This is a genomic window from Streptomyces sp. NPDC051105, from assembly GCF_040682795.1.
Taxonomy (GTDB): Bacteria; Actinomycetota; Actinomycetes; order Streptomycetales; family Streptomycetaceae; genus Streptomyces.
This window is the reverse complement of the sequence record NZ_JBFBBR010000022.1, coordinates 90,670-103,670: the sequence shown is the minus strand read 5'-3', so window position 1 is coordinate 103,670 and position 13,001 is coordinate 90,670. Positions and strand designations below refer to the sequence as shown.

General features: G+C 68.9%; 11 protein-coding genes and 2 pseudogenes. 7 read left to right on the top strand and 6 right to left on the bottom strand.

What is annotated here, in order from left to right:
- Positions 1–224 precede the first annotated feature (224 nt).
- Positions 225–2,675, top strand: a complete 2,451-nt coding sequence (locus AB0N16_RS37600; protein ID WP_365804823.1) for a SpoIIE family protein phosphatase — start codon at positions 225–227, stop codon at positions 2,673–2,675.
- A 59-nt stretch (positions 2,676–2,734) separates the two neighbouring features.
- On the opposite strand, the pseudogene AB0N16_RS37595 reads toward AB0N16_RS37600, so the two are convergent.
- Positions 2,735–3,243: pseudogene (locus tag AB0N16_RS37595) on the bottom strand (ATP-binding cassette domain-containing protein); the annotation flags it as partial.
- A 164-nt stretch (positions 3,244–3,407) separates the two neighbouring features.
- Between AB0N16_RS37595 and AB0N16_RS37590 the strand changes: the two are divergent.
- Positions 3,408–3,851, top strand: coding sequence for a hypothetical protein (locus AB0N16_RS37590; protein WP_365804821.1), 444 nt, complete (start codon positions 3,408–3,410; stop codon positions 3,849–3,851).
- 299 nt (positions 3,852–4,150) lie between these two features.
- A complete protein-coding gene (locus tag AB0N16_RS37585; protein ID WP_365804819.1) occupies positions 4,151–4,480 on the top strand; it encodes an NIPSNAP family protein in 330 nt (109 codons plus the stop codon).
- 545 nt (positions 4,481–5,025) lie between these two features.
- Here AB0N16_RS37585 and AB0N16_RS37580 read toward each other — a convergent pair.
- A complete protein-coding gene (locus AB0N16_RS37580) occupies positions 5,026–5,421 on the bottom strand; it encodes a hypothetical protein (protein ID WP_365804817.1) in 396 nt (131 codons plus the stop codon).
- A gap of 524 nt (positions 5,422–5,945) precedes the next feature.
- Positions 5,946–6,590, bottom strand: a complete 645-nt coding sequence (locus tag AB0N16_RS37575; RefSeq protein WP_365804815.1) for a dihydrofolate reductase family protein — start codon at positions 6,588–6,590, stop codon at positions 5,946–5,948.
- Positions 6,591–7,180: 590 nt separating this feature from the next.
- Between AB0N16_RS37575 and AB0N16_RS37570 the strand changes: the two genes are divergently transcribed.
- From AB0N16_RS37570 to AB0N16_RS37555, 4 genes are all read left to right on the top strand, one after another.
- Positions 7,181–7,777: a hypothetical protein gene (locus AB0N16_RS37570; RefSeq protein ID WP_365804813.1), complete on the top strand. Its 597-nt coding sequence runs from the start codon at positions 7,181–7,183 to the stop codon at positions 7,775–7,777.
- Between the two features lie 158 nt (positions 7,778–7,935).
- Positions 7,936–8,391 carry a DUF1153 domain-containing protein gene (locus tag AB0N16_RS37565; RefSeq protein WP_365804811.1) on the top strand — a complete coding sequence of 152 codons (456 nt, stop codon included), beginning with the start codon at positions 7,936–7,938 and terminating at the stop codon, positions 8,389–8,391.
- 152 nt (positions 8,392–8,543) lie between these two features.
- Positions 8,544–9,128, top strand: coding sequence for a hypothetical protein (locus tag AB0N16_RS37560; protein ID WP_365804809.1), 585 nt, complete (start codon positions 8,544–8,546; stop codon positions 9,126–9,128).
- Between the two features lie 49 nt (positions 9,129–9,177).
- Positions 9,178–9,741, top strand: coding sequence for an adenylate kinase (locus AB0N16_RS37555; protein WP_365804807.1), 564 nt, complete (start codon positions 9,178–9,180; stop codon positions 9,739–9,741).
- Positions 9,742–9,935: 194 nt separating this feature from the next.
- Here the strand turns inward: AB0N16_RS37555 and AB0N16_RS37550 are convergent.
- From AB0N16_RS37550 to AB0N16_RS37540, 3 genes and pseudogenes are all read right to left on the bottom strand, one after another.
- A pseudogene (locus AB0N16_RS37550) lies at positions 9,936–10,139 on the bottom strand (transposase); the annotation flags it as partial.
- 326 nt (positions 10,140–10,465) lie between these two features.
- Positions 10,466–11,455, bottom strand: a complete 990-nt coding sequence (locus AB0N16_RS37545; protein WP_365804805.1) for a cytochrome d ubiquinol oxidase subunit II — start codon at positions 11,453–11,455, stop codon at positions 10,466–10,468.
- Positions 11,452–12,867: a cytochrome ubiquinol oxidase subunit I gene (locus AB0N16_RS37540; RefSeq protein WP_365804803.1), complete on the bottom strand. Its 1,416-nt coding sequence runs from the start codon at positions 12,865–12,867 to the stop codon at positions 11,452–11,454. The genes AB0N16_RS37545 and AB0N16_RS37540 overlap by 4 nt, the downstream gene beginning before the upstream one ends.
- Positions 12,868–13,001: the final 134 nt, after the last annotated feature.

Genomic DNA, 13,001 nt, shown 5'->3' with positions numbered 1-13,001 from the left:
ACGGCGCCAAGACTGATGAAAGGATCATTTCTGGCGACCTTGACAGCAAAGCGATCGTATCTGACCATTTCATCAGATATGGGCGAAGTTGACCCGCTTGAAAGCGTGCCGCGCTCCGGCCGACCCCGTGGACGTCACCGCACATCGTCGGTCGGGTCCGCCCACCGCATGCCCTCGATCGCTCTCCTCCGCTCGCTTTCCTCCGCACCGATGGGATGAACCACATGACCCACACCGACTACACATCCGAGCCGGTGAGCCCCCGTGAAAAGCCCGACGCGGCGATAGCGATGATCGATGCGGCAGGAACGGTGGTGGGGTGGACCGAGGCCGCTCAGCAGCTCGTCGGGTACGCGGCCGGGGACATGGTGGGGCGGTCCGCCACACGCGTGCTGGCGTCCCCTGTGGACGCCCTCGGCACTTCGGCCTTCGCGGAGCAGTGCCGTGCCCAAGGCGGCTGGTCCGGCACCGTGCCGCTCCGCCACCGCCACGGCCACACGCTCAGAATGACCTTGCGGGTCTCCTTGCTGCGGGGCCAGAGCACCGACATCCGGTGGCTGGTATCCGTGACCGACATCGGCGCGCTGTCCTCCGGGGCGAGCACCGAGCCGGTGCGGGACTCGCTCCTCTCCCACGCCCCGATCGGCATCGCCGTTTACGATCCTCAGCTGCGCTGCACCTGGGTGAATGACGCCAAGGAGCAGCAAGACGGCATTTGCCGTGACCGACGCTTCGGACACGGCCTGACGGACTGGCTGCCCGCCTTCGAGGCGGAAGCGCTCGAGGTGGTGATGCGACAGGTGCTGGACAGCGGCACCACCATGGTCCACGAATACCGGGCATGGCCGCAGGCGGTCCGGCGCCGTGAGCACGCGTTCTCGGTCTCGTTCTTCTGCCTCCAGGATGCGGACGACACCCCTCTGGGGGTGTGCTCCATGACCGTGGATGTCACCGGCAACCGGCGGGCGCGCGAGCGCCTCGCCATTCTCAGCGAGGCCAGTACCCACATCGGCAGCACCCTCGATGTCATGCGGACCGGGCAGGAACTGGCCGACCTGGCCGTGCCTCTCCTGGCCGACCACGTCCTCGTCGACCTGGTGGAGTCGGTTCCGCTCGGTTTCGAGCTCTCGACAGGGAGCGGCACGGCGAGCGGCCGACCGCCGATGCTGCGCCGTGCCGGAGTGGCCACCATCGACCCGAATGTGCCGAGGCTGCCGTTCACACGCGAAGAGGTCATCCACCCCCACCCGGCCTCATCCTTCGCCGCCGCCCTGCGCACGGGCAGGTCGCACCTGGAACCGGTGCTGGACACCCATGGCGGCCCCTGGGTCGACCCCGACCCGGCCCGGGCGCAGAAGGTGCGCGACCACGGCATCCACTCCTTGATGGTGGTACCCATCCGTGCGCGGCGCAGCGTGCTGGGACTGGCGCTGTTCGCCCGCTCCGAAGAACCGACGCCGTTCCAGGAGGACGACCTGCTTCTCGCCGAGGAACTCGTCACCCGGGCCGCGCTCTGCCTGGAGAACGCGCTCCAGTACACGCGCGAACGCACCGCCGCCCTCACGCTGCAACGTGACCTGCTTCCGCACCGAGTGCGAGGCGGCGACGCCGTCGAGGTGACGTCGCGCTATGTGCCGGCCGACATGGACCACGGAGTGGGGGGTGACTGGTTCGACGTGATCGAGCTGTCCGGCGCCCGGGTGGCCCTCATCGTCGGAGATGTGGTCGGACACGGCATCAACGCCGCGGCCACCATGGGCCGGCTGCGCACCGCCGTCCGCACGCTCGCGGACATGGACCTGCCTCCCCATGAACTGCTGGCGCACCTCGATGACACCGTCCGGCGACTGGGCGAGGAGGACACCGACGGCCACGTCCCCGCCGTGGCGGGCGCCACCTGCCTGTACGCCGTCTACGACCCCGTCTCCCTGCGGTGCACGATGGCGCGGGCCGGACATCCCCCGCCCGCGATCATCGACCCGCAGGGCCGTGTCACCTTCCCCGACTTGCCCGCCGGAGTACCCCTCGGCCTCGGCCTCGGCCTACTTGCCTACGAGTCCGTGGAACTCCAACTCCCCGAGGGAAGTGTGCTCGCGTTCTATACCGACGGCATCGTCGAAACCCGCGACTGCGACCTCGACGTCGGCATGCACCGCCTGGGCGCCGCCCTCTCACCAACCGACCGGTCCCTGGATGACATGTGCTCCGCAGTGATCGACGCCCTGCCCACCCAGAAACACTCGGACGACGTCACCTTGCTCCTTGCACGCACCCGCGCTCTGCCACCGACCCAGGTCGCGTCCTGGGACCTGCCGAACGAGCCGACCGCCGTTCGCACCGCCCGGCACCTGGCCAGCCGCCAGGTCAGCGCGTGGGGGATGGAGCATCTCACGACCACCGTGGGGCTGATCGTCAGCGAACTGGTCACCAACGCCATCCGCTACGGCGGCGGGCCGATCCGCCTACGGCTGATCCAGCACCAGGTTCTGACCTGCGAAGTCTCCGACAACAGCACCAGTCACCCGCGTCCACGGCAGCCCCTCGTCCTCGACGAGAACGGCCGCGGCCTCTCCCTCGTCGCTCAACTCTCCCGCAGGTGGGGCTCGCGCTCGGCACCGAATGGCAAGATCGTCTGGGCAGAACAAGACCTGCCCTTCAAGGACCAGGTGACATGATGCGCCGCCATGCCGGCGACCACTTCTTGCTGAGGAACACGCCCGCCCGTCAACCGTTACAGGGCGTCCTGTACGAGGAACTCACCCTCCAAGTCCAGCGCGCCGGTCGCCTCGCGAGCAGCAGGATCGGGGCGTCTCGCAGGATGGCCCCGGCGAGGGCGACGCGCTGGCGCTGACCGCCCGAGAGTTTCACTCCCCGCTCCCCCACCAGAGTGCCTAAGCCGTCGGAGAGTGGGCCGGCGAACCCCGTGACGTACTCAGCCACGCCGCGGCCGATCCTCGTCGGTGGCGCCGGGCCAGGCGAAGGCGATGTTGTCCCGCAGGCTGCGGTGGCACACGGCGGTCGGCGGTTCCTGCGGGACGTAGGCGATCAGTGAGCGCAGGTCGGTCTGGCGCAGGAGGCCGATGCCCCCTGACCACCGATCAGGACGCGTCCGTCGCCGATGTCCGACATCCGCGGCAGGAGCCGGGCGAGTGCGGCCTTGCCGCCGCCGGACCTGCCCAACAGCCCGATCCCTGCGCCTGTGGGCACGGCCAGCTCGAGTGCCTGGAAAGTCGCCTTCGCGCCCGTGACCCACACCACTTCGACCGTTCCATACAACGTATGGTAATAATAGAACAGGAGGTTCCATACGGCGCATGGAAAATCGGACCCGGACCACGCCAGGCGCTACACATCGCCTGCCCGTACAACCGGTCGGCGCGGATCACGCCAACCGGGAAGGAAAGATCATGAAGAAGCTCACGAAGCGCCTCGCTGTCACCGTTTCCTCTGCGGCAGTCGCGGGTGTCGCCGTTCTCGGTGCAGGGGGCACCGCTTCGGCCGCGACTCCTGTGTCCGTACACGTCGACCGCCCCGCCGTCAGCGTCAGTGCAGCCGATCACCGGTGGGACCGCGGAGTCGGCTACCTGCTCGAGCAGGGCTACTCCTGCGACGAAATCCGCGGCTGGCACCAGGACCACCACGGCACCGATTCGCCCCGGCACGACTGCGATGGCCTCTACTACCGTGGTGGCCACTTCTACCGCTGGGAGGACGAGGAGCATGGCGGGAAGTCCGGCCGGTCGTACTGGGACGACTCGAACCGCCGCGACTCGAACCGCCACGACTGGAACCGCTCAGGGCACGTCGGCCGGGACGGGGAACTCCACAACAGGGACCATGCCGACTGGTGAGGCAGGTTCCGCTGGTGGCCAGTGGCCCGGGCCGTTTCCCTCGCCTTGAAGTCCGTCGACGGCAGGTGCCCGCTCGCTGGTCAGGGATCAGCGGTCCCAGACCGCCGCCCGGGCCGTCCGGCGGAGAGCCCTGCACCTCGCCGCTGTTGCAGATACCCCTCAGGCGTCGCGGACTCACGTAGCCCATGCCACGGGGTACCGAGTCCCGGCGTATCGACTGGGACACTGAACTGGCGTTCCTCCTCTCGCAAGACTGACCGCCATCCATCCACGCCCAGAAGAAAGAGCAACGAAAGTTCATGTCCCAGTACCAGCTTCGCGTCTACACCTTGGACAGCCCCGAGTCGCTCGCCACCTACGAGAACATCTGGGCCAGACACATTCCCGGCATGGCAAAGCACCGGATCACCACACACGGCGTCTGGACGGTGCCCGCAGCGCCCGCGAGCGAGGCTCCCCAGTTGTACGCCCTCGTGTCCTACGGGGACGCCGACGACATGCGGGAGCGGCAGGAGGCGTATCTGTCGAGTCCTGAATTCCGCGCGGACATGGAAGGCTTCGACATCACCCAGATCGTCGGCATCGCCGAGTCCGTGCTGACGCCCACCGCCGACTCGCCCTTGCGATGACGCTTGGCCTTGGACAGCTGACGCAGTCGGAAGGGTGGGCGTCCTCACGGCTCGTCCGGGCCTGCACGATCTCGTCGCGGAAGTCGGCCGGAGATGCGACACCGCGCACCGCCCCGCAGGACAAGAACAGATCGACTGGCTCGCCCGTTGACCTTTGCTGTCGAACTGGGCAGCCAACTACGCGTGTTGGCTGAGGACTTGGCCGAGGCTTACGTCGAGCGGTGTCTCTCCGGAAGCGGTCCACCGGTCAGTCGACGACCCGGCTGAGCACGGGTGCCTCCCAGGAAACCGAGCGCATCGCCTGGACGCCCCGCTCCCGCGAGGCCATCGCCGTCGCCGGGATCCGGTCCGAGCACAACGGCTCCGACCGTATCGACGGCCGCCGACGTCCTGACCGAGGCCGGGTGGCGAAGCGAGCCGTTGAGTTCAGCGGCGAGGACACCGACGACTACCACCAGAGCAGCGGCCTCACCAGAGACACTCGCCACGGCACGGGTGTCTCCCGAGTGGCGGTGTCCGGACCTCGTCGGGACCCGGACACCGTGTCACGGGGTACAAACGGTCTTGAGCCTGTCGGCCGCGGTGTCGATCTTGCTGGAGTCGGGGTTCGTGTCGCCGTTCAGGACGGCCTTGTTGTACTCCTTGATCGCCTTGTTGAGGTCGTCGACCGCCTTGTCGACCTTGCCGTCGTCCGTCTGGTCGTTGATCTTGTCCAGGTTCTTCTCGATGACGGTGATGGAGTCCTCGGTCCGCGTCGGGTCCTCGATCGCGTCCGCGCCCGCCCGGTTGATGGCCGTGATGCTGTCGGCGATCGAGTCGGCGTTGGTGAGGCAGCCAAGTGAGTCATCGGGGTCGCACCCGCTGGCGAGGGCTGCGGTGAGGGTGACGGCGGCTGCGGCGGTGGCGAGAGCGGTGAAGCGGCGGCGGCGGTCGACGGCCATGGGATCGGTCCCTTCTGACGGCGACGCGTTCGCGGCCACCGCCGGAATTCCTCGGCACGAGAGCCAGATGCTCTCGATCTCTGCCAACCACGATCCCGTCCCCCGCCCTACGCGACGATGGAGCAGGCTCCCTGACCCCGGGTGTAGCGCGCTCCACCCGTACGTCAGGCCGCCTGCGCGACCGAGGTCTCGGCCTCGCCGAGCCGCGTGCTCCGCGGCACGAGCGCGACCAGGAGCGTGCCGAGGGCGTCTGCGTAGTCGGACGGCACGATCTCTGACCCCACAGGTTCGTAGTAGGGGATACGGAGGGTGTCGGCGACCTGCCTTTCGACGCGCTTGGGGCGATCGTCCGAGGCCAGAATCTGGACGGCCAGGTCGGCGACGAGCTGGGCAGCGACGTCCTCGCCGGTCAGCGCGGGTCTGCTGCCTCAACGCGGGAACGTGCCCGCATCCGCGGCGGGGAGGGCATCCGACGGGACGGACGCCCCCTCGCAGTCGCAGCTCGATCCGTGTGGGCTCTCGCGTCACCTTCGCCAGAACAGGTGGTGGCTCACACCGCTCGGGCTGGGCACGACCTCCAGGTGGAACCGGTCGAGCAGCTCGTCGGGGGACTCCCACAACCGTAGTCCGGACCCGAGCTTCAGTGGCGAGACCGCCACATGCATGGTGTCGACGAGGTCGGCGTCAAGGAACTGCCGGACGGTGGTGACACCGCCGCCGAGCCGGACGTCCTTGCCCTGTGCCGCTTCCCGCGCTCGTGCGAGGACCGCGGCCGGCTCACCGTCCACGAAGTGGAACGTGGTGTCGGAGAGCGTGAACGACGGACGCTTGTGGTGGGTCATGACGAACACCGGCGTATGGAACGGGGGCTCCTCTCCCCACCAGCCGCACCACTCATGGTCCTGCCAGGGCCCACGCTGGGGCCCGAACTTGTTGCGGCCCATGATCTCGGCACCGATGTTGCGTGCGAAGTCGCGCGTGAAGTAGTCGTCCAGGCCCCGGCTCCCCCCGGGATCCGTGCGCCTGGGCCAGCTCGCCGTGGCCCCGGCCCAGGCGAACAGCCTCTCGGGATGGTCGTAGCCGAACGGCCGCTCGAGACTCTGGTGCTCACCGGCACCGATTCCGTCACCCGAGACGATGAAATTCATGACTCTCAGCAGTTGATCCACGTGTTTCCTCGTCAGGTCCTGTCGCGTCATCGTGCGGCGAGGCGCCGCACACCATGACGTCGAACGGAAGCCGGCCGGATCGACAGCGGCCCACAACTTTTTCCAGGGCGCCTCGGCAAGCAACCCCGCCGACGGTACGACCGTGACGGACGCGGACGGCACGGGGTGGCCCCGGCGATCACTGACATACGTCACCACGGACGTCACCGCCGACCGACCGCGCCACCCCGGCGGACCCCGGTCAGAACACCGGCCGGCAGCGCTCACGTACGCGGCGCCCAGTCCCAGGACCGCCCCAGAGGGCGCCTTTACGCGCTTTACCCGATTCATTCCGCCAGGTCAAGTCACGACCCCTCGGAACGTGACCATGCGGTGTCCGCGGGGCCTACTTGAAGTGCGGGCCTCACCGGAAAGGAAATCCGGAACACAAACGAGGCAGGACGGCAGGACGGAAATCCTCACAGAGGGTTCCCTCTTTCACCGAAACCGCGAATTGTCCCGTCCGACTGTCCGGTAAAAAGCGGTCCGCCGGTCATCGTCCGGGATTTCCGGGGCAGAGAAAAGCCCCCTGTATCGATAGGAGAGAAACCATGACCCGTATTTCTCACACCACCAGCGACGTCCGTTCCAAGCGCCGGGGCTTTCGCCTCGCGACACTCGCCGCCTCGGCTGCGGTCATCACCGGGGGCGTCGTCCTTCCCGCGTCCGCCGCGACGGCCGCCCCGATGCATGCCCCGCAGGTCGTGAGCTTCGTCCACGGCGGCGGCGCGGGAGGTGACGGAGGTGCCGGTGGCGGCGGCTTCATCGGCGGGGGCGGTGGCTCCGGCGGCTCCGGCGGCGGCAGCGTCCTGGGCATCGGCGGTGACGGCGGCAAGGGCGGCAAGGGCGGCGACGGCATCCTGTCCGGCGGCGGTGGTGGCGGCGGCGGTGGCGGCGGTGACGGTGTCGTCGGCGGCAACGGAGGCACCGGCGGCGACGGTGGCACCGGCCTGTTCGGCGGCGGCGCCGGCTCCGGCGGCACCGGCGGCGACGGCATTCTCAAGGGCGGCAACGGAGGCAAGGGCGGCAACGGAGGCTTCGGCGTCTTCCAGGGCGGCAACGGGGGCAAGGGCGGCGCGGGCGGTCTCGGCGTCCTCTTCGGCGGCCTGGGCGGCGGCGGTGGCGCCGGCGGCGGCAGCATCTTCTGACCGTCTCACCCGGGTCGGGGACGGAGGCCCCGCGCGGCCTCCGTCCCCCATCCCCGGCCGCCAGGCCCGTCCCCTACCGACCAGTGTGCGCAGTCGGGCGGCGGCCGGCGCAGTACCCGCAGAACCACCACCTCGATCAAGGAAAGACGGAGACCCCCATGTCCAGAACTCGCTGGCAGCGTCCTCTCGTCCTGGCGGTGGCCTCGATGGCCCTCGCCACCGGCACCGCGTGCGCCGCCCAGGCAGCGCCCGATGTCACCACAGGCACCAGCCACACGGCCCCGGCCGACCCCTCCCACTGCGGCCAGGGCGGGGAGGGAGGGAAGGGCGGAGAAGGCGGCAAGGGCGGTGCGCCCGGTCAGCCGGGAGAGCCCGGCAAACCCGGCCTGCTCGGCTGCTTCACGTCCGGCGACCTACCCGACAAGCCCAAGTCGGATCTCACGAGCACGGACAAGCTACGGATCATGCTGACCGTGGAATCCGGGCAGGCGAAGAAGGCCGACGTCATCAAGAAGTACAAGATCTCCGAGAAGGAGTTCGACACCTGGGACAAGCAGTTCCGCGACGGGGACTGGGCCGCACTGACGGCACTGAATTCCCTCTTCAGCTCCTGACGCACCCTCCCTGATGCCCCGGCCCTGTGCGGGCCGGGGCGTTCCTGTCAAGCCCCGAATTCCCGGACCGTGACGACAACACCCATGAGCGGGTTTATTCGATACAGCGGAAATCGCAGTACGGGAAATAGCTCTCCGGAAAGAGGAATGCCATGCGTATGAGTTCTTGGAAGGTCCGTCTCGGTCTCACGGTCTCGACCGCCCTGACCGCCGCTATCGCGACCGGCGCCGGCGCGCCCGCGGCGATGGCGGCACCGGCGCCGCAGAGCCATACGGCCGTGGCGGCCGCCCGGCAGCTTTCCGCTGACAGCAACCGCCCGGGCGGCGGCGACCTGTTCGGCAGCGGCCGGCTCGGCGAGATCAAGGGGAGCAACGGCAGTGTGCGGATCGGCGACCGGGTGTGCGCGGGCAACTGCAATGCGACCGGCAACGGCAGCAACGGGAGCCAGGGCGGCATCTGCGCCGGGCTGTGCAACGGCAGCGCCAACGGCGGCACCGGAACGACCGGCGCGCCGGGCCGCCAGGGCGGTACCGGCGGCACGGGCGGGATCTGCGCCGGCATCTGCGCCGGCAGCGCCAACGGTGGCACCGGAGGCACCGGAGGAGCCGCAACGGGCACCGGCGACGGCGGCCGCGGCGGCACAGGCGGCACCGGCGGCACCGGCGGCCGCGGCGGGATCTGCCTGGGGCTCGGCTGCGGAAGCGGCGGAACTAGCGGCACGGGCGGTACCCGCTGATGGACCATGCCCTGTCAGACGAAGAAGGCCACGGGGATAAGGTGCACCCGTGGAACGGATCTTGGTGGTGGGCGTCACCGGCGCTGGCAAATCCACCCTCGCCCATACCCTGAGCATCCGCCTGCGCCTGCCCTACCACGAAATGGACGCCCTGTACTTCAACGGCCCCAGCTGGGCGACCAACAGCGAACTGACCGAAGACGTATCAAAGGTCACCGCCACACCTCGCTGGATCATCGACTCCCTCGGATACCCCGAAGTCCGTGACCTGCTGTGGGACCGCGCAGACACCGTGATCTGGCTCGACTACCCCAAACACGTCATCATGCCCCGCGTCCTGCGGCGCTCCCTCCGCCGCACCGTCACCGGCGAGGTCCTCTTCGGCGGCAACAGGGAGACCTGGACCGACTGGCTGCACCGCGAACACCCGGCCTGGTGGGCCTGGACGCAGCACGGACCCCGCCACCGCGAAATCGAGCACCGTCTCCGCGATCCCCGCTTCGCCCCGCTCCACACACTCCACTTCCGCCGCCCCCGTGACACAACGGCATGGCTGACAACCCTCCCACCCGCCGGACCAGACCCCCGGACCGCCACGTCACCGACGGACTGACACTCCGCCGACCTGGAAAGATTCCCGACCGTCACCCGACGAACCAGCACCAGCAGCCAAAGGCCGCCGCGACACCGGCAAAGGCCGGGAAACGCCGTCACCCCTAGCTTGTTCTCCATCCTTTCCGGTCTTGGTGTTCAGCGGCCGATGGCAGCGACGCGGCGGCGGTCGGCGGCGCCCCCGGGCTTGCCAGGCTTCGGGGTTCCGGCTGGGCGGAGCATGGTGGCGTGGAGGTTCCTGAACCCGCGTCGAACTCGGGCGGCCGTCAGTCGGCCTGGAGCGGCGGGCATCTCCCACGGCCGGCGCAGATCCTCGGCGAGAGGGCGGACGAGGCGGCGTTGGGTGTGGGCGGCGGTAACGATCCAGGTACGACGGTCAGCTGCCTGACGGGCAGTTCGCCCTCATGGTCGAGCGAGATCACCTCGAAACCTACGGGACTCCCTCCAGGTCCCCTCCTCGGCGAGGCGGAACACTCAGGACCACGTCACGGCCCGACAACCGGGCCCGCGACACTTGCCGTCGCCGCTCCTTCCGCCGGGACCACGCGTCAGGACGACGTCTTCCTCGGTGGGGAACTACCGGAAGAACGTGGCGCGGGACATACCCGCCGCCTCGGCGATCGGTCGATCGTCGTTGCCTACGGCGCTCAGCACGGCAAAGGGCCGCGCAGGCAGCGGCCCTGGGACCCGGGCCGGTGGTGGTCGTCATGGACTGCGCCTCCCCGTCAGCCGAGTTTGCGCCGCAGTTGCAGGATGTAGAGCAGCAGGAGCGACGGCGCGACCAGGACCGCCGCCACGCAGGAGACCACGAACAACTGCCACAAGGTGGCCGAGGGGGACGCCGCCTGATGGATGGTCAGGTGCGTGCCCAGGAGGTAGGGGTACTGCGCGACCCCCCAGCCCGCCACGACCGCGGCGACCGCGATGGCCGCAAGAGTGCGGACGACGGCCGGGCTGCCCCTGCGCAGCAGAAGCAGCGCGGCCAGACCGCACACGGCGGAGACGACCAGCAACGGCGCGCCGACCCGGCTCAGCTGGTGGAACAGCCGCGGAGCGTCCGCACGGAGGATGAACACGCCTCCCAGCGCCACCAGTCCCGCGACGACGCCGGCACCGACGGCGCGGTGGCGGAACGCCGATTCCAGGGAGGACTGCGCCCGGCGCCGGGCCTGTCCGGTGAGGAACACGGCGGCAAGGTAGGCGCAGACCGTGACGGCGAGTACGCCGCCGAGAACGGACGTCGGATTGAGCCAGCTGGACAGCGGGTCGCCGTGCCCCGCCGCGGGGACACGGCCGGAGGCGATCCCGCCGGCGATGGCGCCGAAGAAGAAAGGCGTGACCACCGACGAGGAGGCGAAGACGACACCGGCGATCTCCTCGCCCCGGCCGCCCGCCAACGCGTGTCGGAAGGCAAAGCCGGCGCCCCGCGCCACGATTCCCAGCGCCGCCAGGCCCAGGGGAATGTAGAGAGTGGTGGTGATGGCCGTGAACGCCTGCGGAAATCCCGTCCAGATCATCACCAGGATGAAGACCAGCCAGGTGTGATTGGCCTCCCACACGGGGCTGATGGAAACGTTGATCAACTCCCGGACGGGGCGACCGCGACGACGGCCACCGGCTGTCAGATCCCAGAAACCGGCCCCGTAGTCGGCACCCCCGAACAGGGCGTAGGCGATCACGCCGACGAACAGGACCACGGCGGTCAGCGTGCTCATACGTCTTCGCCTCCGAAACCGCGCTCGCTCGTCGCCGGCACCGGCTCGGGACCATAGGGAACCGCGACGGCCTCGGTACCCTCTCGCGACCAGCGACGACGCATCGCCCGTAGGACGAGCACCGCGCCCGCCCCGACACAGAGGTAGATGGCGAGGACCGTGGCGAACAGCGGCCACAGATCGCCCACCGTGGTGACGGCGTCCCTCGTCAGCAGGAGCCCCACGACCGTCCACGGTTGCCGGCCGACCTCCGTCACCACCCAGCCGCTCCACAACGACAGGAGCGCGAGCAGTCCGCACGCCGACGCACCGCGCAGGAACCAGCGGTTCACCGGGACCTCGTGACGCCGCCACCACAGCCAGCCGAACCACAGCGACATCAGCAACAGCAGCGAGGCGGTTCCGACCATGACGTCGAAAGCGAGGTGCACGAAACTCACCACCGCGTCGTCGGGGCGCACGGCCGGGGGAATCGCGTCGAAACCCCTGATGGTGGTGGACGGTCTGAAGCCCGCGAGAATCGAGGCGACGTCGGGAAGGGGGATGCCGTAGCGGACCTTGCCGTCGACGAAGATGCCGCCGAGCGTCTCGGGGATGTGGTCACCGGTCTCCGGAACCATTTCGATGGCGGCGAACTTGGCGGGCTCCCTGTCGAAGACCTGCCGGGCGATGGTGTCCCCGACCAGGAACTGCAAGGGCATGGCGATCGCCCCGACCGTGAACGGCACCAGGAACCCCAACTGGTGGTAGCGGTCCCGGCGGCCTTTGAGCAGGCCCCGCGCGTACACCGCCGCGACCATGAACCCGGCGACGATGTACGACGCCAGGAACATGTGCACCATCTCCCACCAGAACGCGCCGTTGAAGAACACCTTGGACGGGAACACCTGCACGACACGCCCGTGACTGACGACGATGCCCGCCGGCTGGTTCATCCAGCTGTTCGCCGCGATGACGGAAGCCGTGCCACCGACACTCGCCAGGGTCACCGCGACGCCCGTGAAAAAGTGCGGCCATGGTGGAAGCCGCTTCCAGCCGTAGATGTAAATGGCCACGAACACGGCTTCCAGGAAGAAGAAAAGCCCCTCGTAGGCGAACGGAAACCCGAACGCCGCCCCGTACCTGCCCATAAGCCCGGGCCACAGCAGCCCCAACTCGAAGGAAAGCACCGTGCCCGACACCGCCCCGACCGCGAACAGCACGGCAGCGACCTTCGACCACCGTTGCGCGAGGAGCAGCGCCTCGTGATCGTCATGGCGCAGCGCCCGGTAGTGGCAGACCAGCATCATGAACGTGAACGCGACGCCGAACGGCACCAGAACGACGTGGAATCCCAGAGTGAACGCCATCTGCTCACGCGCGGGGAGAAGCTGTGGCGGGTCGGCGGCTGCCAGCAACGCAGACAACAGCATGAATTCTCTTTCCGGCTCGGACAGCGGCGGACGACTCGGGCGTGAGTCATGTGCTCATCGCCGTGGGGAATCAGGCAGAACGGACGCCGAAGAGCTTCGTCGGAGTCGGTCGCCGTAGGCGGACACGCTGGTCG

Coding starts and splice junctions, on each gene's coding strand:
- AB0N16_RS37570 (WP_365804813.1), top strand. CDS start 7,181: ATGACCCGTATTTCTCACACCACCAGCGACGTCCGTTCCAAGCGCCGG.
- AB0N16_RS37540 (WP_365804803.1), bottom strand. CDS start 12,867: ATGCTGTTGTCTGCGTTGCTGGCAGCCGCCGACCCGCCACAGCTTCTC.
- AB0N16_RS37590 (WP_365804821.1), top strand. CDS start 3,408: ATGAAGAAGCTCACGAAGCGCCTCGCTGTCACCGTTTCCTCTGCGGCA.
- AB0N16_RS37585 (WP_365804819.1), top strand. CDS start 4,151: ATGTCCCAGTACCAGCTTCGCGTCTACACCTTGGACAGCCCCGAGTCG.
- AB0N16_RS37565 (WP_365804811.1), top strand. CDS start 7,936: ATGTCCAGAACTCGCTGGCAGCGTCCTCTCGTCCTGGCGGTGGCCTCG.
- AB0N16_RS37580 (WP_365804817.1), bottom strand. CDS start 5,421: ATGGCCGTCGACCGCCGCCGCCGCTTCACCGCTCTCGCCACCGCCGCA.
- AB0N16_RS37600 (WP_365804823.1), top strand. CDS start 225: ATGACCCACACCGACTACACATCCGAGCCGGTGAGCCCCCGTGAAAAG.
- AB0N16_RS37545 (WP_365804805.1), bottom strand. CDS start 11,455: ATGAGCACGCTGACCGCCGTGGTCCTGTTCGTCGGCGTGATCGCCTAC.
- AB0N16_RS37560 (WP_365804809.1), top strand. CDS start 8,544: ATGCGTATGAGTTCTTGGAAGGTCCGTCTCGGTCTCACGGTCTCGACC.